The 21,168-nt window shown below is 37.6% G+C and carries 16 protein-coding genes, 12 tRNA genes, 2 rRNA genes and 1 pseudogene; 5 read left to right on the forward strand and 26 right to left on the reverse strand.

Features of this window, described 5'->3' with window-relative positions; all coding sequences use genetic code 11:
• Positions 1 to 428: group II intron maturase-specific domain-containing protein (locus G4Z05_RS15135; protein ID WP_276207653.1), on the forward strand; the 428-nt coding region annotated here is incomplete at its 5' end.
• 55 nt (positions 429 to 483) lie between these two features.
• Here the strand turns inward: G4Z05_RS15135 and G4Z05_RS15140 are convergent.
• Together G4Z05_RS15140 and brnQ are read right to left on the reverse strand one after the other, a co-directional pair.
• A complete protein-coding gene (locus G4Z05_RS15140) occupies positions 484 to 1,278 on the reverse strand; it encodes an HAD family hydrolase (protein ID WP_163252626.1) in 795 nt (264 codons plus the stop codon).
• A gap of 221 nt (positions 1,279 to 1,499) precedes the next feature.
• Positions 1,500 to 2,855 carry a branched-chain amino acid transport system II carrier protein gene (gene brnQ / locus G4Z05_RS15145; RefSeq protein WP_163252627.1) on the reverse strand — a complete coding sequence of 452 codons (1,356 nt, stop codon included), beginning with the start codon at positions 2,853 to 2,855 and terminating at the stop codon, positions 1,500 to 1,502.
• A 458-nt stretch (positions 2,856 to 3,313) separates the two neighbouring features.
• Between brnQ and G4Z05_RS15150 the strand changes: the two genes are divergently transcribed.
• Entirely contained in the window at positions 3,314 to 3,580 is a 267-nt protein-coding gene (locus G4Z05_RS15150; RefSeq protein WP_205597592.1) for a hypothetical protein, read from the forward strand.
• A gap of 5 nt (positions 3,581 to 3,585) precedes the next feature.
• Here G4Z05_RS15150 and qoxD read toward each other — a convergent pair whose 3' ends face one another.
• The 4 genes from qoxD to qoxA are packed head-to-tail and all read right to left on the reverse strand — an operon-like array spanning position 3,586 to position 7,393.
• Complete coding sequence (qoxD, locus tag G4Z05_RS15155) at positions 3,586 to 3,870, reverse strand: cytochrome aa3 quinol oxidase subunit IV (RefSeq protein WP_163252628.1); 285 nt, start codon at positions 3,868 to 3,870, stop codon at positions 3,586 to 3,588.
• A 2-nt stretch (positions 3,871 to 3,872) separates the two neighbouring features.
• Positions 3,873 to 4,469: a cytochrome aa3 quinol oxidase subunit III gene (qoxC, locus tag G4Z05_RS15160; RefSeq protein ID WP_163252629.1), complete on the reverse strand. Its 597-nt coding sequence runs from the start codon at positions 4,467 to 4,469 to the stop codon at positions 3,873 to 3,875.
• Positions 4,469 to 6,415 (reverse strand): cytochrome aa3 quinol oxidase subunit I, encoded by a 1,947-nt coding sequence (qoxB, locus tag G4Z05_RS15165; RefSeq protein ID WP_163252630.1) that lies wholly within the window; start codon positions 6,413 to 6,415, stop codon positions 4,469 to 4,471. The genes qoxC and qoxB overlap by 1 nt, the downstream gene beginning before the upstream one ends.
• A gap of 54 nt (positions 6,416 to 6,469) precedes the next feature.
• A complete protein-coding gene (qoxA, locus tag G4Z05_RS15170; RefSeq protein WP_240465404.1) occupies positions 6,470 to 7,393 on the reverse strand; it encodes a cytochrome aa3 quinol oxidase subunit II in 924 nt (307 codons plus the stop codon).
• A gap of 551 nt (positions 7,394 to 7,944) precedes the next feature.
• Between qoxA and G4Z05_RS15175 the strand changes: the two genes are divergently transcribed.
• Positions 7,945 to 8,238, forward strand: coding sequence for a hypothetical protein (locus tag G4Z05_RS15175; RefSeq protein WP_163252631.1), 294 nt, complete (start codon positions 7,945 to 7,947; stop codon positions 8,236 to 8,238).
• 70 nt (positions 8,239 to 8,308) lie between these two features.
• Here the strand turns inward: G4Z05_RS15175 and dacB are convergent, their stop codons facing one another.
• Both dacB and G4Z05_RS15185 read right to left on the reverse strand, forming a co-directional pair.
• On the reverse strand, positions 8,309 to 9,766 hold the full coding sequence (dacB, locus tag G4Z05_RS15180; protein WP_163252638.1) for a D-alanyl-D-alanine carboxypeptidase/D-alanyl-D-alanine endopeptidase: 1,458 nt from the start codon (positions 9,764 to 9,766) through the stop codon (positions 8,309 to 8,311).
• 86 nt (positions 9,767 to 9,852) lie between these two features.
• Positions 9,853 to 11,118 carry a glycosyl hydrolase family 18 protein gene (locus G4Z05_RS15185; protein ID WP_163252632.1) on the reverse strand — a complete coding sequence of 422 codons (1,266 nt, stop codon included), beginning with the start codon at positions 11,116 to 11,118 and terminating at the stop codon, positions 9,853 to 9,855.
• Positions 11,119 to 11,358: 240 nt separating this feature from the next.
• Between G4Z05_RS15185 and G4Z05_RS16730 the strand changes: the two genes are divergently transcribed.
• Both G4Z05_RS16730 and G4Z05_RS15190 read left to right on the forward strand, forming a co-directional pair.
• Positions 11,359 to 11,823: a CBO0543 family protein gene (locus G4Z05_RS16730; RefSeq protein WP_327989934.1), complete on the forward strand. Its 465-nt coding sequence runs from the start codon at positions 11,359 to 11,361 to the stop codon at positions 11,821 to 11,823.
• A gap of 1 nt (position 11,824) precedes the next feature.
• The gene (locus G4Z05_RS15190; RefSeq protein ID WP_163252633.1) at positions 11,825 to 12,349 is read left to right on the forward strand and encodes a hypothetical protein; all 525 of its coding nucleotides are present in this window, start codon (positions 11,825 to 11,827) and stop codon (positions 12,347 to 12,349) included.
• Between the two features lie 34 nt (positions 12,350 to 12,383).
• Here G4Z05_RS15190 and G4Z05_RS15195 read toward each other — a convergent pair whose 3' ends face one another.
• The 18 genes and pseudogenes from G4Z05_RS15195 to G4Z05_RS15280 all read right to left on the reverse strand — a co-directional run.
• Complete coding sequence (locus G4Z05_RS15195) at positions 12,384 to 14,969, reverse strand: DEAD/DEAH box helicase (RefSeq protein WP_163252634.1); 2,586 nt, start codon at positions 14,967 to 14,969, stop codon at positions 12,384 to 12,386.
• Positions 14,970 to 15,299: 330 nt separating this feature from the next.
• Positions 15,300 to 15,491 (reverse strand): YbxH family protein, encoded by a 192-nt coding sequence (locus tag G4Z05_RS15200; RefSeq protein WP_163252635.1) that lies wholly within the window; start codon positions 15,489 to 15,491, stop codon positions 15,300 to 15,302.
• 100 nt (positions 15,492 to 15,591) lie between these two features.
• Positions 15,592 to 18,261, reverse strand: a complete 2,670-nt coding sequence (ppdK, locus tag G4Z05_RS15205; RefSeq protein ID WP_163252636.1) for a pyruvate, phosphate dikinase — start codon at positions 18,259 to 18,261, stop codon at positions 15,592 to 15,594.
• Position 18,262: 1 nt separating this feature from the next.
• Positions 18,263 to 19,080, reverse strand: a pseudogene (locus tag G4Z05_RS15210) (pyruvate, water dikinase regulatory protein).
• A 419-nt stretch (positions 19,081 to 19,499) separates the two neighbouring features.
• Positions 19,500 to 19,573, reverse strand: a tRNA-Ile gene (locus tag G4Z05_RS15215).
• Positions 19,574 to 19,577: 4 nt separating this feature from the next.
• Positions 19,578 to 19,651: transfer RNA gene (locus G4Z05_RS15220), tRNA-Gly, on the reverse strand.
• A gap of 9 nt (positions 19,652 to 19,660) precedes the next feature.
• A tRNA-Trp gene (locus G4Z05_RS15225) sits at positions 19,661 to 19,731 on the reverse strand.
• Positions 19,732 to 19,738: 7 nt separating this feature from the next.
• Positions 19,739 to 19,823: transfer RNA gene (locus G4Z05_RS15230), tRNA-Tyr, on the reverse strand.
• A gap of 26 nt (positions 19,824 to 19,849) precedes the next feature.
• Positions 19,850 to 19,942: transfer RNA gene (locus G4Z05_RS15235), tRNA-Ser, on the reverse strand.
• A 13-nt stretch (positions 19,943 to 19,955) separates the two neighbouring features.
• Positions 19,956 to 20,032: transfer RNA gene (locus G4Z05_RS15240), tRNA-Met, on the reverse strand.
• Positions 20,033 to 20,050: 18 nt separating this feature from the next.
• Positions 20,051 to 20,126 (reverse strand) — tRNA-Ala (locus G4Z05_RS15245).
• A 9-nt stretch (positions 20,127 to 20,135) separates the two neighbouring features.
• Positions 20,136 to 20,212, reverse strand: a tRNA-Pro gene (locus G4Z05_RS15250).
• Between the two features lie 9 nt (positions 20,213 to 20,221).
• Positions 20,222 to 20,310: transfer RNA gene (locus tag G4Z05_RS15255), tRNA-Leu, on the reverse strand.
• Positions 20,311 to 20,315: 5 nt separating this feature from the next.
• Positions 20,316 to 20,390, reverse strand: a tRNA-Gly gene (locus tag G4Z05_RS15260).
• 9 nt (positions 20,391 to 20,399) lie between these two features.
• Positions 20,400 to 20,484: transfer RNA gene (locus G4Z05_RS15265), tRNA-Leu, on the reverse strand.
• 10 nt (positions 20,485 to 20,494) lie between these two features.
• Positions 20,495 to 20,567 (reverse strand) — tRNA-Thr (locus G4Z05_RS15270).
• Positions 20,568 to 20,753: 186 nt separating this feature from the next.
• Positions 20,754 to 20,870: ribosomal RNA gene (gene rrf, locus G4Z05_RS15275) — 5S ribosomal RNA — on the reverse strand.
• Between the two features lie 95 nt (positions 20,871 to 20,965).
• Positions 20,966 to 21,168, reverse strand: a 23S ribosomal RNA gene (locus G4Z05_RS15280); the annotation flags it as partial.

Genomic DNA, 21,168 nt, shown 5'->3' on the forward strand with positions numbered 1-21,168 from the left:
CAAAAGTTCGGATTGCCAAGCAAAGTCTAAAACGAATGAAGAAAAAGGTGCGAGAAATCACGTCAAGAAAAATGCCATACCCAATGGAATATCGGATTAAGAAACTTAACCAATATCTATTTGGATGGTGTGGATATTTTGCATTAGTAGACACAAAGAGTATCTTTGAAGATTTGGATGGCTGGATTCGACGAAGACTCCGGATGTGTTTATGGAAAAACTGGAAGACCTCAAAGACCAGGATACGCAACCTCATAAAACTAGGAGTTCCTGAATGGAAAGCTTATAAATGGGGGAACAGTCGTAAAGGTTATTGGCGAATCTCAAAAAGTCCCATATTACACAGAACCCTTGGAAACTCCTATTGGAGTAACCAAGGGCTTAAAAGTCTACAGAAACGTTATGAATTCTTGCGTCATTTATCTTGATTGAACCGCCGTATACGGAACCGTACGTACGGTGGTGTGAGAGGACGGGGGTTAATCACCCCCTCCTACTCGATTCTTCCAATATCGGAAAAAGTTCTTCTAAATGTTTGATTTCAAAAGTAGGGATCACTTCATTTTTCTCTTTATTGTGACGGTTAACCCATACGGATCTGATTCCAGCACGATTGGCACCAAGAATATCTGTCATCAAGTTATCCCCTACCATAATGACTTCCTCATTTGTAAGTGACATGAGAGACAACGCATATTCAAAAATTGCCGGATCAGGCTTTCCACGTCCGAAATCACCAGAAATGACAATTTGTTCAAAATATGGGCGTAACTCAGGTGTAATGGATAACTTCGTATTTTGTAAATCTGGTGAACCATTCGTTAATAATAATAACCTATATTTTCCCTTTAATTTATCTAGCGTTTGAAAAGTTTCTTCATATACATAGGACAACTTCCTACGCTCTGCCGGAAATCGCTCACCTAGTTCAAATCCAAAATCTGGATCATCCACACCCATCGCCTTTAAACCAGCTATCCACGCTTCTTTTCGATAGGTTGGAACAATCTCTTTCATTTTACGAAATTCTTCATGATCATCTAAGAAATTCCCCCATAATCCTTCAAATGGATTAATCCCAATCATTTGTGTAAAAGGGTAAATTTCATAGGAAGAATATAAGTCCCTCGCAGCTTTGCGAACCTTTTCTTCAAGTAGGATTGGATCAATCCCATATCGTTCCTCTGCCACCTTACAAGTAGCTACAAATGCTTCCTTCACACATTTCTGATCCCATAACAGGGTATCATCTAAATCAAAAAAAATTGCCTTTACCATCTTTCCGTCCTCACTTTTATTTTTTAATATTTTACCATATTTAAGTATTAAAATATATCAGAAAACTAGAAAAGCGCAAGTGCCCTGCTTAGCGGCGTAAAACGATCTGAACTTTTCGTTAGGTGTCGGACAGATTTAGAAATACATAAAATCGTAAATACCCATTTCCCTATAAAAAAAAACATCCCCTACACTGTTGGAGATGTTTTTCAATGATTTTTCTACTTAAGGACGCTAGAAGGCTTTTGCGTACGAACAATCATTCCACTGATCAAAATCGCAATGATTGCCGGAAGGAGCCAACCAAGTCCTTCATTATATAGTGGTAATGTACGTTCATAAATAGATATGATCGACGCAAGCCACCCAAATGGTTCGATTTCAAGCAGCTGACATAAAGTTTTAAAACCATCAATAACACTAATCATAAATGTCACTACGGTTGCAGTCACATAAACGATTGGTGAATGATTATATAATTTCGATAAAAAGGTTAGTATGATTAAGACAATTGCCAACGGATATAAAAGCATTAATACCGGTATAGAATAGTTTATAATGTTAGAAAGTCCAAAGTTCGCAATAATGAAAGAAACGAAAGAAAAAATAAGTACCCACATTTTATAGCTTACCTTTGGAACTAATGTATGAAAATATTCAGCACAAGCAGTGATTAACCCAATACTGGTCGTTAGACATGCTAAAATGATAATGATTGACAACATCACACCGCCCGCTGAACCAAAATAATGAGCGGCAGCTTTCCCTAAAACAAGTCCACCTGTTTCCAGTATCCCAAACTTTTCTGTACTAGATGCTCCTAAATATGCAACACCTAAATATATAGTCCCTAAAAAGAGAACAGCAATAATTCCAGATTTTGCTGACGCAGAAAGAATACCGCGTGTGGAAGTAACTCCCATTGATCGAATAGCATTAATGACAATAATTCCAAATACAAGGGAAGCAAGCGCATCCATCGTGTTATAACCTTCCATAAATCCTTTAATAAAGGCTCCATTTGTATATGCTTCTTGTGGCGCTTCAATAGATCCCATTGGATTGATCAGGGCCATAAATAATAAAACAAATAGCAAAATAATAATGAGAGGTGACAAGATTTTTCCAACATTGTCCACAATTTTTGCTGGGTTTAAGGAGAACCAAATGGTAACTAAGAAAAATACCAACGAGAAAATCAATAATCCTGTTTGTCCAGCTCCTTCCCCTAAAAACGGTGCAATCCCGATATCATAAGAGACGGCACCTGTTCTAGGTGCAGCAAAAAACGGTCCAATCGTTAAGTAAAGAAGCGAAGTAAAAATCACCCCATACATCGGATGAACTCTACCAGCCAATTCTTGTAAATTTTTACTTCCTGATACCCCCATTGCCAAAATCCCAAGTAATGGCAATCCAATACCAGTTATTAAAAATCCTGTGACTGCTTCCCATATATTTGTTCCAGATTGTTGGCCAAGTGTAGCAGGAAAGATTAAGTTTCCAGCTCCAAAAAACAATGCAAATAACATGACACCAACTACAAAATATTTCGAAAATGATAATTTATTATCCATTTATTAAACCCCTTGTTTAAAAAATTTGTCGAAATTTGTCTAGTCACCCTAATCACAGTTACCAATTTTACTACTACTACTTTTAAAAGGCAATACATTTCAGTGATTATTTTGATAATTTTTAAATTACTAAAAAGAATGTGAATAAATCTTAAATGGAAATCTATATTTATTCATTCCATTTTTCTACCTTGTTTTCATTTTGTACAGAAAATGCAATAATGATTCTCCTTTCACATTTTCCCTACACCAATGATGATGCCACTTATAATAAGTCAAAATAATCATTCTCCCACTCTATTTCTTGATTTATTCAATCTAATGAACAATCGCTTTTTTCACTTATAAACTTATCTAATCTCATGTCAATAAATAAATATACATTTTTAAGGGAATCAAAAAAATTTGACAATTCTGTGAACAAAATTCAAAATAGAAAGAAAGGGGGAATGGTAAATATGAATTCAAACACAAAAGTTCTACATGCAGCAAAGTTAGTTGGAGGTTCTTTGCTTCTCATTGGACTAATCATTCTTTCATACAGCCTCTATGTAAGCGATTCCAACATGTTAGCTGGAGTTGGAGTCGGAACCATTGTTGGAGCGGTTTTTATTTTTCTCATGGGCATCTTCTTTGTGGCAACCGAAGAAATGCTTGAGAAATCATTTAAAGGTGTTGCCGTTATAGTAAAAAAGGAACGTCCATATCGACGCTCCTTCCGCTAGGTAAATCAATTATAACCCCATATCATGGTTAATAATGTACCAAAGACAGTAGCTAAAGCAATAAATACACCATAATAAACGTTCGTGTAAATTGCACCTTTATCTTTTGTTTCACCAGCATGCATAAATACGACCAATTGCACTGCTGCCTGAATAAAGGCTGTAGCAAGCAAGATTGTCATTCCTGTGGAAAAAGACATATCTAAAAAGTATACAGCAAGGGCAATGACAGTTAGAAGCAGCGAGAAGACAAACCCTAATATTTGCTTCATAGGAAATAATTCTTTCATTATTACATCATTCCTTTCAGGTAGACGAAGCTGAAAATAAAGATCCAAACAACGTCTAAGAAATGCCAGTAAAGAGAGAAAATAAATGATTTATTAGCTGTTTCTGGTGTCAGCCCTCGTTTTTTTACTTGAAGAAGGATAAATAAACCCCAGAATAACCCAAAAGTTACGTGCAATCCGTGCGTTCCCAATGTGGATAGGAGGATGGCTGTAAACGCGCTCGTTTGCAGCCCTGCCCCTATATGAACATAATGAATAAATTCAAAAATTTCCACACCTAAGAAAACAAGACCTAATAGGAGTGTAATCACGAAAAAGGACATCATTGCTTTTTTTCGTCCAATCCTCATCGCATGAACCCCTAGTCCAATGGTAAAACTACTTGTTAACAAAACAATCGTTTCAATTAATACAGGTGTAATTTCAAAAATCTCTTTACCAGATGGTCCGCTTCCAATCCGGTCAACTAAAGTGAAATAGGAAGCGAACAGAGTTCCAAACAACATAATTTCTGCACCAAGAAAAATCCAGAAGCCTAAAATTTTCAATCTGTTTTCTTCGGTACTATATTCTAATGGTAGCGAGTGATCGATTTTCATTATTTTGCACCTCGCAATTTTGTTTCTGTTTCCTCAATTTCTTTCACTGAAATATATCGTCCATGATCGATTTCCATCGAACGGTGCGCCATGCAAGCCAATATTCCAATTGTGGCAATAATAGCTAATGGCCATAAACTAAATACTAACGCAAATCCCCAGATAAAGAAGATAGAACCCATAATAAACGGTACACCGCTATTATTCGGCATATGAATTTTTTCATAATTACCTTGGAATAAAATATGACGCTTTTTCTTCGCATCCCAAAGTGCTTCTTCTGATTTTACATGAGGCACGATGGCAAAGTTATATTCAGGAACTGGACTGTGTGTCGCCCACTCCAATGTTCTTGCATCCCATGGATCTGCACTGATGTCTCTTGATGCATAACGGATGCTGTAGTAAACGTTATAAACAAGTAGGATAAAACCGATGGCTAGACCGATTGCCCCGACAAAGGATACCATATTTAATGGTCCAAAACCAGTTGACTCTGAATAAGTGTACATACGGCGAGCTTGACCGTCCAAGCCGGTAAAGAACATTGGCATAAATGCAACAAGTGTACTAATACCAATCGTCCAAGCCGTAATTTTACCAATACGTTCATTTAACATGAAACCAAACATTTTAGGCCAATAATACGTTAAGCCAGCCAACATAGCAAATACAACACCAGGAATAATAACCATATGGAAATGAGCTACTAGGAACATCGTGTTATGGTATTGATAGTCAGCCGCTGACATACCAAGCATAACCCCGGTAACTCCTCCGATTGTAAATAACGGAATAAACAACAATGCATAAAGCATTGGAGTGGTTATTTCAATTTTTCCTTTATAAAGAGTAAACAGCCAGTTAAAAATCTTAACCCCTGTAGGAACTGCAATAGCCATCGTTGTGATGGAGAAGATACTATTTGTTAACGCTCCTTGACCCATTGTAAAGAAATGGTGAACCCAAACTAAGAAAGATAAGAGCGAAATGATAACCATGGAGGCAACCATCGATTTGTAGCCATATAGATTACGGCGTGCAAAAGTAGAGATTACCTCACTGTAAATTCCGAATGCTGGTAAAATCAAAATGTATACTTCAGGGTGACCCCAAACCCAAAATAGGTTAGCCCAAAGCATATCCATACCACCATTATTAGTGGTAAAGAAATGTGTTCCGAACAGACGGTCTAAAGTCCCCATCGCCAATGCTACAGTTAATACTGGGAAAGCAAAAACAATAATCACGTTGGCAATTAAGGAAGACCAAGTAAACATTGGCATTTTCATTAATGTCATGCCAGGCGCTCTCATTTTCAAAATCGTCGTAATAAAGTTAATTCCCGTCATTAACGTTCCGATACCTGCGATTTGGATGGCAATCATATAATAGTTCGTCCCTACGGAAGTACTAAATTCATTGCCAGCTAGCGGGAAGTAAGATGTCCATCCGGCATCAGGAGAACCACCGACAACGAACGAAATATTAAATAACATGGCTCCAAAAAAGAATAACCAAAAGCTTAGTGCATTTAATCTTGGGAATGCCACATCACGAGCCCCGATTTGTAAAGGAACTACAAAGTTCATAAGCGCCATGATAAATGGCATCGCCATAAATAGAATCATAACCACTCCATGTGTGGTGAAAACTTCATTATAGTGCTGTGCATCTAGTAGTGTATTTTCCGGTACAGCTAACTGGGCACGCATCATTAATGCATCGACACCGCCCCGGAATAGCATGAGTAAAGCGGAAATTAAATACATAATCCCGATTCGTTTATGATCTACTGTAGTTAACCATTCACGCCATAAATATCCCCATTTTTTAAAGTACGTTAGTCCAACGACGATGGCAATGACAGTCAGTACGATAGCCACCATCGATGCATAGATCGCTAGACTTGGATGGGGAATGGCAAAACGATCAAAGAAATCCATTGTTTATTGACTCCTTTCGGATTATTAAATAGGAATATATCAAACTCTTACAAATTAATGATGATTATGTTCTGATTCTAATATTGATTCGCTAGCTTCATTTTTTTCGGTCCCCATTTTTGCATTGTGTGAACCATGGTTATGACCTCCATTTTCTCCTTCAGGAGGTGGTAAAAATCCTAAATGGGTTCCTGTAAAAGTTAATTGTCCAAGATGACCTGGTTCCAATAATTCATTAAATTTTTGTTCTGTTAAAGGTTTTGCCGTTCCTTTAACTTCTTTCACCCAATCTTCAAATTCATCTTGTGGCATAGCCTTTACATTAAATGTATTTTCCGCAAATCCTTTTCCACTGAAGTTAGCATTACGGCCCATATATTCCCCTGGTACATCAGCTGCTAAATGCAATGTAGTAACCATGTCTGCCATCGCATATTTTTGGCCGCCAAGCTGCGGAATCCAGAAGCTTGTTATTGGTCCGTGAGAATAAAGCTTAAACTCAATCGGGCGATTGGTAGGAATGTATAAATAATTCACTGTTTCAATGTTTTCTTCCGGATAACTAAAATGCCATTTCCAATTCGAGGATGTCGCATAAACGACCAAAGGTTTCTTATTTTCATATCCTTTTGGTGTAGATTCCACCGCATAATTTGATTTAACTGACATAAAAGAAAGGAATGCTACAATTAAAATTGGGATACCTACACAAATGGCTTCAACAACAATGTTGCCTTCAATGTGAGGTGGTTCATAATCCTTTCCTTGTTTCGATGCGCGATATTTTATTAGCATGTATGCTAAAAGCCCAAACACGACCAAGACAATAAATGACATGATGTAAATCGACATCTTGATGTCATTGGCTTGTACTTCTGCCTGTGGGCCTTTAGGATCTAAAACGAGTAATGATTCACATCCTGTAAGCACTGTGATAATAGTGAAAACTAAAGTCAATAAAGCACCAAACCGTTTCAAGTCAATACCCCTTTCTAGGTTTTTAGAAGGTAAAAACATATACACAATTTTTTGTAAGTGATATAAATCACACGCTAGCATTACTATCATATAATATTTTTTTCGAATGAACATTTAAATGTGAAATGTGTCACAAAATGTTCAAAAACAAAAAGAAATAAATAAAAATCTCACCTTTTTTTATTGGCTTTTATGAATGGATTATATTATTATAGTAAATTCAATTTTTTTAAGCACACCTTTTAAATGGTAGAAATAATACAAAAAAGGAAAGAGATGTCTATTAAATACAACTCTTTCCTTTTTTGTTTATTTTATTTTCTTGAGATAATTTTTAACTTGTTACCTAAGGTTTCACAAATTAAAAACAATTCTCCTTTCATAACATAATTCTTCTATAATATTCAATTCGTTAAAAGCCCAAATACTTCATTCCTCTTAGGCTATTATCTGATACAAAAACAGGGTTCCATACGTAATTTATTAGGAAAGGAATAGGGATTTATCTATTTCAGTGTATTCCATTCCTTTCTTGATAAGGAGGTGAAAACATGTCTGAAATGGAATCCTCTCAAAATGAGTTTCAAAGTCTCTTTCATATTAAAAAACGAGAAGATTTTGATTTTGGGGAATTTATGTTTTTGAAACGTAATCGCCACGATGAAGAAAATCCTACTGAATCTTCCTCTATGGAAACAGAATCCTCCTCACAGGAGGAAATATCGTATGAAAAACCTCAAAAGGAAGATTTTTATTGTACGGAGTGGCATTGCAAAGATCATAAGCTCATAAAAAGTTGCTGGAAAGACGGGAATATGTATGTATTAAGGATCCGAAACAAATAGTAATGGAGAATATTTTGGGAAAGGAACACGCCCTTTCCCTATCCTTTCTTAGATCAAAACATTAGCCTTGTCATTGATTTGCCATAATCGAAACCAATTGATCTTCAATTTTTTTCCCTTTTGACTCATCAAGCAAGTTGTTTAATAGAATGGAGAAAATGAATGTCTCTCCACTTTTTGTTGTAACATATCCAGATAAAGAGCTGACAGTGGTGAGTGTACCGGTCTTCGCTTTTACTCTCCCTTTAACATCAGCCGTTTTCATTCGATTTCGAAGTGAACCACCCACCATTTTCTCTGACTCTCCACTGACTGGAAGGGAATGAAGAAAAGAATGAAACCATTTTTCCTTCTGCACCGCATACAGTAGCTGTGAAATTTGGTTAGCAGATATTAAAGTCACGTGTGAAACTCCAGATCCATCTCGTATCACCATATTGTTTGGCTGCAGACCAAATTTTTTCAATTCAGCATTTAACACTTCCAATCCCTTTTCCCAACTACCATCCCCATGAATGACCTTCCCCATTTCTTTCACCAATACTTCCGCATGTACATTATTACTTAATTTCATATATGGAACCATCAACTGAGATAATGGCATGGAGTGATGGATAGTTAAGATTTTTGTATGATTAGGCACTTTCCCTATTTTGATCTTCCCAGTCACTTTGATTCCATGTTCTTCTAACGATTGTTTAAAAAGGGACAATGCATATCGAGTAGGGTTCCAAATTCCTACCTTTTCCTTAATGGTTTTTGAACCGACTGGAAGTGTTCCTTCAATAATAATGGAATTTTTTGCGTGTTCCCGCTCAATGATGATATCCTTTTTCTCATTTGCACTTGTTGTAACAGCCTTGTTTATGATTTTTACGTAGTTGGTTTTCGGATTGACTACTGCTTTTACTTTTTCCCCCTCTTTTTCTCCAGGCGTAACCTTAATTTCTATCGATCCTGTCTCATAATCCGAAGTAGGTGCAGCAGTTAATGCTGAAATTTGTGCACCATAATAGGTTGTTTCATCACTCCAAGGTAGGTCAATCGAATATCGGCTATGATCATACCAAGTATCATCTCCAACCAATTGTCCTTTAATTTTTTGTATTCCCTGTTTTAATAATTTCTTAGCTAATTGATCAAAATCCGATTTTAACAGAGTCGGATCTCCCTTCCCTTTCAAATAAAGATTGCCTTGTAGTGTTTTCTTTTTCAATTGACCGTCTGTATGTACTTCCGTGGTAAAAGTATAATTTTCTCCTAGAACATTAAGGGCTGCCGCAGCTGTTAAAAGTTTCATATTGGAGGCCGGTCGAAGACGAACATCCCCTTGATGCTGATAGAGAATTTGACCATCAGCCGCTGAACGAATGCTAATTCCAATAACTCCCCCTTGTAAATCAGGGGAATTATTTATTAAATCATTCATTCGATCCTCCAATACAGATGAATTTATTGCTAAGACATTACTTGGATTAAAAGAAGGAAACACAAAACATAAAGCCATAACAAATAATAAAACTCTCATCAACAATCCAAAATCCAACCTTTCCTTTTCTGAGAGTTTGTCCAAAATTTCATTAAAAATTGGTCAATGAAAATGGACATTCTTTTTTATTTTTTCAAAACAAAAATGTGATCTTTCAAATAAGCCCAATTTTGCGGTGCTGGTAAAGTGATTTGCCAAAAAGTCGTTCCTGACAATTGGTATATATCTATTAATCGATATTTCTCCACGTAACTCCGAATATCTTCAAACCAGACAATATGCTGTTCTGTTCCGCGCCAATATTGATACCAAGGAGCTTGAGCAGATAAATCGAATCGAATGGGAGCACCGGTAGATATCGCCTGATTTTGAGCCGCAAGAACGGATAATCCTTGCGTCCTGTTTGTCCCTACCACTTTATCATACCCATACAGTGCCATCGCTATCTGTATTTTGTGAGGCGGGATTTGTGTAATCGCGTATTGAATGACCTCTTCCATCCACGTAATTGGTGCAATAGGGTCCGGAGGTCCACCCGGATAACCATAATCAATGGTCATCACCGCAACGTAATCAGCAGCTCTCCCTATTCCAGCATAATCATATGCACCAACGATACGATTCGTTGGAAGGTCTTCTGTTTTTGCGTGAACATTCACCTGTAAAATAAGGTTTCCTAATTCCCTTTTTAAATCTCGTAAAAATTGATTAAAGTCATTTCGTCTTGGAGGTGGGATAAATTCAAAGTCGATACTGACACCGCCAAAACCTCTTTGCTTTGTTAAATTGACGATACTTACTATTAAATTTCTTCTATAGGTTGGATTTCCGAGGACCGTTCCTGCAAGTTCTGCACTAAAGTTCCCTCTTAAAAAATTACGAATCATTAATAATGGGGTAATGTTTAATTGCTTACAATGAGCAACAAGATTCCTGTCATCCATTTCGTTATAGGCATAACCTTCCTCGGTAAAAGAATAGGCTACAACAGCCAAATAGGTCAGCTGATTGGCTATTGTGGTTAATATCTCAGGAACGGTGCCAGGAGAAGGGACGATAAATCCAAGCGTATTCATTTGTAATTTGAGTGGCGATGGAATTTGGATGATTTGTCCGATGGTGAGGTGGTTCGGGTTGATTCCGGGGTTCGCTGTTCTGATCGCTGTTTCAGAAGTACGAAACTGCTGTGCCAACTTCCAAATTTGGTCACCGGGTTTTATTCGATAAGCTCGAATCTGCTGTGTAGCGTCAGGAAGATAAATCGCAAGACCTGGAACAAGAGAAGTAGTAGTCGGCAGACCATTTAATGGAATGATCGTATGGATAGGGACTCCCGTTTGTTGCGATATTTTCCATAAACTTTCGCCAGATTGCACCACATGAATAGCCATCCATAATCACCCCCTTTTATACATCATATGGAGCACCGTTTGATTTATACTTGTATTCCATACTTTTTCTTTTTAACCAGTGGCTAGAATTAATTATGTTTTATGAAAAAAGTAATGTAAAAAACCTATTTTCACTTTAAAGATTTCTTCTGGAATAAATGGAGCAAATATCCTAATAATACAAGTATGCTTTTCCTTAATAAACAAATATTTTCGTTTTTTAACCCTTGGAGGAAAAATATGTTTTGGATCGTTTGTATATTAATTTTCACATTACTTACCATATTTATTTGGAAGAGAAAAAATCTCACATTGTTTGAAGGGTTAGCTATTTTTTTACTTTCCTCAACAATAAACCAAAACATTTTAAATATTGTTACAGTAAATATGAAGTTGATTCGAATACCCAAGGAAGTAAATGAATTCTTTGAAGCATTTGTTTACCGAACTTTGGTTATACCATTATTGGTTGTCATATTTCTAGATATATACACCCATTCTAAAACGATGACGGGCAAAATTATTGTGATTGTTTTTTGGATTATCTTATTAACCAGTTTCGAATATATTGTTGAACATCTTAGTATTTTCCATTTCATACGCTGGAATATATGGTATTCCTTAATGGAATGGTTGTTTGTCATCATCGCTTCCCTCTTATGTCATCGTTTTCTATATTACTTACATACGAAGGGAAGTAGATAAAATGCCTTATTTCACCTTAGTGAATTTCGACGAAAATGAATGGTGGGTAATTGCAGGTTTTTTTCTTTTATTATCGTTATTCCTTCTTGTACCAAGACATTTCCCGCCAGTCTTAACTTTTTTGCTTTTGCTCTTTAATGCACAATTAGCCATTTCGGTTGATATAATTCTTGGATCTAGTTTTCCATTTAATTTTTATGATGCGCTAGATACAGAAAAATACGAATTTTTCGATTTTATTATGGATAGTTTCAATTACACTCTAATAGGCTACTTTTTTATGTACTGTTATGATAAATGGAAACTCCGCCGGTTTTTATGGGTTTTTCATTTTTTGACTTGGATTGGATTATCTCTGCTCCTAGAATGGATTTCCCATCAACTCCATGTTTATCATTATCATAACTGGCATTTAGGCTACTCTGCCGTAGCGTATTTCTTTATTTTTATTGTCTATATTATTTATTTAAAAATCGGAAAACTGGCTTATCAGTATTTTAGAGAAACAAAATCCATGAAAAATTAAACCTTGGTTCATGAATATGACCAAGGTTTATCTTTTAATATTCATATCGATCCTCATCCCAAAATGTTTTATTTCTATGTTTATAACAGGTGTCACATGTTGGAAATGAGTGATCCCATGGGAGCTTTTTTCCACATTTTTTACATTTTTTTATAAATTTCTTAATATCTGATTTTAATCGTTCTTGTACTTTGTCACTAATTTCCTCTCGCAATCGTTCCCAGTACAATGCTTCTGTCCGATGACCTAGTCTGTATAAAAATAACAGATGTAACCCGATCGCTTTGTAACTTAACTCCAACTCCTCTAAGTTCCTCTCCTTTATCGGCGGCTCAGGGAGCTCTCTGCCATGGATAATCGCATACATCGTCTCTTCCCATTGCCTTGTTAAGGCTGGTTCATTTTTGGAGAAGGGTAGGTGCAGAAAGCCATATAAATCTTTCAGCGAAAGACGGGCTTCGATTTCAGTACCTGCTATTTTTTCATAAAGGGCTCGTTCTTCGGTTAAGGAAGCTTTTTTTGTCCCCTTTGGACTTTTAAATTTTTCCCATAGTTCAAAAAAAGTCCCTAAGTCGTGGTAGTAACGCTGAAATCTTTCTAATACAGAGTTTGTTGGTGCAATGGCAAAAGTTTGGACAGGCTGATCCTCTTGGAACAATAAATTTTTCATTTTCTTTATGTTACTCGTAAAAGCGACCTTACCAACATCATAAATTCCTTTGCGCCCGGCCCGCCCTGCAATTTGCTTCACTTCTTGAGAAGTGAGAAGCCGCCTTCTCGTACCATCAAACTTCTCATTTTCTAAAAAAACAATACGCCGGATAGGGAGATTTAATCCCATCCCAATAGCATCCGTTGCGACGATCACTTTCGTTTTTCCTTCGTAAAATTGCTGGATTTGCTTTTTTCTTGTTTCAGGAGGCATACTCCCATAAATCATACTGACAGAATGGCCGTCATTTTGTAACCTTGATGCCAGCTCAAGCACTCTCCTTCTTGAAAAACAAATGAGGGCATCCCCTCTTTTCACATTTTTTATATGAAATTCTTTCTTCTCGACCTTTAATGGTGTATCCCGAGTATATTCCTTTATTTCAATGATCGAATCACCAAGTAGTTCGATCATCATTTCCTTTGAATTACGACTCCCAATGATATGGACCTCATTTGCATTGGCTTTGGTAATAGCCTTATACCAAGAAAACCCTCTATCTTTATCTGTAATCATCTGAGCTTCATCAATGACCACTACCTCATAAAATTCCTTTTCATGAAACATCTCAACTGTACAAGAAATATGGTTAGCTCCTGGTACAATTTTCTCTTCTTCTCCCGTTTTTAAGGAACATGTTGTCCCTTCTGCATTCAATTTATCATATACCTCAAGGGCAAGCAGTCTCAGTGGAGCCAAGTACAAACCACTGGAAGCTTGTTTCATTTTTTCTAATGCATGAAAGGTTTTGCCCGTATTCGTTTCCCCGATATGAAGGACATAACGAACATTCCGCTTTAAGGATGGATCATATTCCATTCCGAAAATATCCTTCATGATCCGTTCCTCTTCTGCTTTTTTCCTTTCTAATTCTGCCAATTCTTCAGCCTGTTTTCTTTCCCGATCTTTTAAATCACGTTCGAAAATCTCATCATGTACAGACAAATGAAATGGAATGTCCGAAAGTCTTAATAAATCGGAAACGTATTCCTCCTGGATATCCTCGAATATAAATCCAACCATATCATAAATGAGATTTTTTAGGCTATCCTTTACAAAATGGACAGTTAAGTCCTTATTAAATTTTTTAAAATAATCCCCTTTTATCTCTATAGGCAAAAGTTCCAGTATTTTTTGAGGAATTAGTTCTGAAAGATAATCATAGACTAAGCCTTCATATACGTAATAATACGTTTCATATTCAAAATAAGTACCACCCCACTCATGAGGTGGTTTATGTATATCACCGGTCAGCTCTTCAAAAAAATCTGCCATTGTCTTGTATTCAAATGGTTGAAAAACACCCAGTGGAACCAGCTTTTCTTCTAGAGCCGCAGGATCTAAGGTTTGATATTTTGTATTTTTCTTTAGATCCGCAGCTAATTGTTTGGCAACAAATTGGCGGACATATAAATAAAAATGCTTGTACTCCGTTTCTAAGATCTTGGTAGCTATTTCTTCCATTTTTTTACGATAATCTGCCAATTCACTTTCTAAACGTTTTTGCTCTTCACGTTTGATAAACTGTTCTTTCGCTTGCAGATATCGGGATTCCCATTGCTCTTTTTGTGTTCCAAATGTTTGTTTTACCCACTCTAACACATCAAAGGGCTGATAGGATCTCATTTCATCTCGAAACAGCTTATTGATCAGTTTTCGGTCAACTCCGTCAACGTGATAATCTCTCTCCATTAAAAATTGCTTTTTTTCCTTTTTAGAAACATCATTGGTCGATTTATTTAACCAAACATTTATCCAAATTTGCTGAAGGTAGTGCTTACGATCTTCAAGATATTGTTCAAATGACGGCAGTGTTTCTTTCATTTCCAAATAACGATCAATATCCTGATATACTTTCATTTTCGTATGTTCTACTGCTTGAGGATATATCGCAGTTAGTTTGCTCATAAAATCGCCTCATAGTTTGATATATTTTTATAAAAATAATTTGTTGTTATGTATATGGTTCCGATAAAAATTATTTTAAAGTAAAAAAACCGATCATGATTTATAAGCAGCTCGGTCATGCAATAGCTCATTCTCATCATTGGAACGACAAAATGGGTCAAATTCAATCCAAATGCTCGCAGTATCAAGGGTGGAGTATCTTTTTTTGAAAAGATGATATACAGTCAAATAATCAACATTTCATTTAAATAGAAACAAGTCTCTCACCCTTGAGAATTCCTTTACTATTGCATTATTATACCATTTATCCGAATACCAAACGACTGTTCCTTATATCTTATGTTGCTTGCAATAGTGATTCACAAGTTCTTCAATTTGATCATGTTCAGGAAAATTACCTAAGAAATCAAAATGGATATCTTCAATAAATTGATCTCCATTATAGACATGAATGACTCCCTTTTTCTGTATGACACTATACTCAGGAACAAAGCGGTACCCGTTGTATTGAATAGCCCCCATTTTTATTCCCCTTCTTATCACTATTTTTTAATAGTATGAGCAAATAATAGGTGACTATGCCAAAGAAGGGACAGGTCCTAAACTCCCTGTCCCTTTAAAATTATGCTGTGGTAAGCACTTCTTTATTATTTACCTCATGACGAATGGTGGCTTGTGCAGCAGCCAATCTAGCAAGTGGTACACGGTATGGTGAACAGCTAACATAATCCAAACCAATACGGTAGAAGAAATCAATCGAATTCTTTTCACCACCGTGTTCACCGCAAATCCCTGTCTTTAACGAAGCCTTGGTTGAGCGGCCAAGTTTGACACCAGTTTCTACAAGTTTTCCTACACCATCTTGATCCAATACAGCAAATGGATTTTCTGGTAAAACTTTGTTATCGATATAGGCTTGCAAGAATTTTCCTTCTGCATCATCACGGCTATAGCCAAAAGTGGTTTGTGTTAAGTCATTCGTACCAAAAGAGAAGAAATCTGCTTCCTCCGCTATTTGATCAGCCGTCAATGCAGCACGTGGAACTTCAATCATTGTCCCAATCGTATATTCAGTAACCTTACCTGTTTCTTCTTGAATAGTCATGGCCGTATCCACGACTAACTGTCTCATTTGCTTTAATTCATTTACATGCCCGACTAGTGGAATCATAATTTCAGGCTTTACTTTCATACCTTTTTCAGCTATTTTTGCCGCTGCATAGAAAATAGCTTTCACTTGCATTTCATAAATTTCTGGATAAATCATACCAAGACGGCATCCACGATGACCAAGCATTGGATTAAATTCGTCCAGTTGACGAACTTTTTTCAACAATTGCTCTTTCATTTTTAATTCATCTGATTGAGAATCTGTCATTTGTAACTTTGTAACCTCTACTAATAACTCCTCCTTGTTTGGCAAGAACTCATGAAGTGGAGGATCAAGCAAACGAATTGTTACCGGATGACCTTGCATTGCTTCAAAAATCCCTTCAAAATCACCCTGTTGCATTGGTAATAACTGTTCAAGGGCTTCCATTCTCTCACTATAGGATTCAGCTAAAATCATTTTTTGCACAATTGGAATCCGTTTCAAATCCATAAACATATGTTCAGTTCGGCACAAGCCAATCCCACTTGCCCCAAATTCAAATGCTTTTTTTGCATCTTCTGGCGTGTCTGCATTAGCACGCACCCCTATTTTTCTTACCTCATCAGCCCAAGAAAGCAGAAGCTGGAATTCCTCTGATAACTCTGGGTCAATCATCGGAATTTCACCAAGCATTATTTCACCGGTTGACCCATCTACCGTTATCACATCCCCATATTTTACAATGGTATCGCCAACGGTAAATTGTTTATTTTTCATGTCTATCTTGATCGCTTCACAACCACATATACAAGCTTTCCCCATTCCGCGAGCAACTACAGCAGCATGGCTTGTCATTCCCCCGCGGCTGGTTAAAATCGCTTGTGCAGCTACCATCCCATGAATATCATCCGGAGTGGTCTCTGGGCTAACAAGAATTACTTTTTTACCATCATTGCCAAGTTGTTCAGCCTCATCCGCACTAAATACAACCATACCCGTGGCTGCTCCAGGTGATGCCGGCAAACCTTTTGCCAGTACTTTTTTATCAACGGTATCATCAATTCGACGATGAAGAAGCTGATTTAATTGATCAGAATCCACACGCATAAGTGCCGTTTTTTTGTCAATAATACCTTCCTTTACCATTTCAACCGCAATACGAATTGCTGCCTGGGCAGTACGCTTACCATTCCGTGTTTGTAAGATGAACAGCTTGCCACGCTCAACGGTAAACTCAATATCCTGCATATCTTTATAATGTTGCTCAAGAAGTTGGCATGTGTCTTCAAATTGTTGATAAACACTAGGCATTTCTTCCTTTAAAGTTGCAATTGGCTGAGGAGTACGAATCCCTGCCACTACATCTTCTCCTTGAGCATTCATCAAGTATTCACCGTATAATATACGTTCCCCCGTCGAAGGATTCCTAGTAAAGGCTACACCAGTACCAGAATCATCACCCATATTTCCGAATACCATACTTTGCACATTAACCGCTGTTCCTAAGTGATCAGGAATTTTATTCAATCGGCGATAAACAATCGCGCGCTGGTTATTCCAAGATTTAAACACGGCATGAATGGCTAAGAATAGCTGCTCTTTTGGATCCTGAGGAAAATCTATTTTCTTATGTTGTTTCACGATTTCCTTATAGCCCTTAATAACCTCCTGCCAATCTTCTGCTGTCATTTCTGGGTCTGATGTATACCCTTTTAGTTCACGCTTCTCTTCTAAAAATTGTTCAAAGAAATAAGAATCAATTTCTAGAACAACATTACTAAACATTTGAATGAAACGGCGATAGGAATCATAGGCAAAACGAGGATTATTTGTTAATTTCGCCAAACCAATAACCGTCTCATCATTCATACCTAAATTCAAGATCGTGTCCATCATTCCTGGCATCGAGAATACAGAACCAGAACGAACGGAGACTAGTAGCGGATTATTGGGATCACCAAGTTTTTTACCCATTTTTTCTTCTAAAAGGTTGAGTGCTTCAAGAATCTGCTTTTCTACTTCTTTTGGGATGATTTTTCCAGAATTATAGAAAGCATTACAAGCTTGTGTACTAATGGTAAAACCAAAAGGTACTGGTAGGCCAATTCTAGTCATCTCTGCCAGGTTGGCCCCTTTTCCTCCAAGAGTCTCTTTCATGTTTCCATTTCCTTCATGAAACAAATAAACAAACTTTTCCATTTTATAAATTCCTCTCCTTTTTCAACATATCCATAATAATTCCAGCTGTTTCCTCCACTGCTTTATTGGAAACATCAATGACAGGACATCCAACACGCTTCATGATTTTTTCTGCGTAATCTAGTTCATCTAATATTCTTTGGAAACTAGCATAATTTGATTGTGATGCCAATCCTAATGCCTTTAGCCGCTCTTTTCGAATTTCATTTAACTTGTCTGGTGATATAATTAGCCCAATACAATTTTTTCTTGGGATATGAAATAATTCATCTGGTGGCGGCACTTCCGGAACAAGGGGGACATTGGCAACTTTAAACCGTTTATGAGCTAAATACATCGACAACGGCGTTTTTGAGGTGCGGGAAACACCTATTAAAACAATGTCAGCTTTTGTTATTCCTCGCGGATCTCGACCATCATCGTATTTTACTGCAAATTCAATGGCTTCAATTTTACGAAAATATTCTTCATCTAATTTTCTCATTAAGCCTGGACGATGATGTGGTTCCTTATTAAATGCCGTTTTAAATGCATTCATAAGCGGATTAAGTAAATCAACCGCAACAATTCCCTCTTCTTTTGCCCTTTTATCCAAGTACTCTTTTAAAGAGGATATAACTATGGTGTAAGCAATAATAGATTGATATTTTTTAGCTAAAGAAATGATTTCTTCTATATCCTCGATATTTTCAACATATGAATTTCTTCGAATTTCTGTCTGTCCGCCGTTAAACTGTGTTGCAACAGCCTTCACAACCAGTTCTGCGGTCTCTCTCCAACTGAATCTGAAACGACATAAACAACTTGCTTATGTACCAAAATGAAAGCAACTCCCCTTCGTTCATTGGTCTTCCTTAAATTTCTGTTCTTTTAAATAAGACATTCTATTTTACTAATTGAAGTAACATTACCATTAGATTCAAAAAAACTCTTCTAATAATTATGTTACATATCAACAAATGTGTTATACTATTTATATATAGTATATAACATTTATACAAAATGTGAAATAGTCATTTATACATTTTTAAAATTTAACTATTATTTTTACATTTAACTATTTTTTACAATTTTTTAGCCAAAAAAAAATCTCGTTAAACAAACGAGATTTTTTCTATTTTCTTATGGACAAGGGAGGAGTTCGTGATGAGCTTCATTCTACTCTTTCATATTATTATGTTGTTAAAACCATTCATAAAAAAAACCGAGCTTATTGTAAGCTCGGAAATCATATATAGTGGGCCTAAATGGACTTGAACCATCGACCTCACGCTTATCAGGCGTGCGCTCTAACCAGCTGAGCTATAGGCCCATAATGGAGCGGGTGATGGGAATCGAACCCACAACAACAGCTTGGAAGGCTGTGGTTTTACCACTAAACTACACCCGCATTTTATTACAGGGGTAGTAGGAATCGAACCCACATCAAAGGTTTTGGAGACCTCCGTTTTACCATTAAACTATACCCCTTAATTTATGGTGGAGGGGGACGGATTCGAACCGCCGAACCCTGAGGGAGCGGATTTACAGTCCGCCGCGTTTAGCCACTTCGCTACCCCTCCTGATATGTATGTATAAAATAGATATATGGCGGAGGAAGAGGGATTCGAACCCCCGCGCGGCTTTCACCGCCTCTCGGTTTTCAAGACCGACCCCTTCAGCCAGACTTGGGTATTCCTCCATATAAAGTAACTTGGTAGCGGCGGAGGGAATCGAACCCCCGACCTTACGGGTATGAACCGTACGCTCTAGCCAGCTGAGCTACACCGCCAAAATAATGGTTCTAAATTGGTGGAGCCTAGCGGGATCGAACCGCTGACCTCCTGCGTGCAAAGCAGGCGCTCTCCCAGCTGAGCTAAGGCCCCAAATTACAATGGTCGGGAAGACAGGATTCGAACCTGCGACCCCTTGGTCCCAAACCAAGTGCTCTACCAAGCTGAGCTACTTCCCGTCTAAAATATGGTGCCGAGGACCGGAATCGAACCGGTACGGTAGTCACCTACCGCAGGATTTTAAGTCCTGTGCGTCTGCCAGTTCCGCCACCCCGGCAATATTGGAGCGGAAGACGGGATTCGAACCCGCGACCCCCACCTTGGCAAGGTGGTGTTCTACCACTGAACTACTTCCGCAATATTGAATGGTGCGGGTGAAGGGAGTCGAACCCCCACGCCTTACGGCGCCAGATCCTAAGTCTGGTGCGTCTGCCAATTCCGCCACACCCGCAAGTATACAGTGCCGGCTAGAGGACTTGAACCCCCAACCTACTGATTACAAGTCAGTTGCTCTACCAATTGAGCTAAGCCGGCATTTTTTATTCGTTTAAAAAATCATATTACAACACACACTTTATTTTCGTCATCCCGACCTCAGTATGTTTTTACAAGTTGCAGCTCGGTCGGTATGCTGTAGTCTATTCAAGTTGTCCATTCGGCCGTGCTCTACCAATTGAGCTAAGCCGGCTTGAGAACAAGGATTATAAATTTTTTAAGAAGGCCCGGCAGCGTCCTACTCTCACGGGGGCTTTCGCCCCAACTACCATCGGCGCTGAGAAGCTTAACTTTCGTGTTCGGTATGGGAACGAGTGTGACCTTCTCGCCATTACCACCGGACCTATTTAATTGAGGTTCATTCCCTCAAAACTAGATAATACGGAAGAAGTCTGGAAGAACGAGTACGCCAAAAGCGAAATCAATCACTTTTATACTTGGTTAAGTCCTCGATCGATTAGTATCAGTCAGCTCCACACGTCACCATGCTTCCACCTCTGACCTATCAACCTGATCATCTTTCAGGGATCTTACTAGCTTAACGCTATGGGAAATCTCATCTTGAGGGGGGCTTCATGCTTAGATGCTTTCAGCACTTATCCCTTCCGCACATAGCTACCCAGCGGTGCCTTTGGCAAGA

Source organism: Neobacillus thermocopriae (assembly GCF_010975035.1).
GTDB classification, from domain to species: Bacteria; Bacillota; Bacilli; order Bacillales; family Cytobacillaceae; genus Neobacillus; species Neobacillus thermocopriae.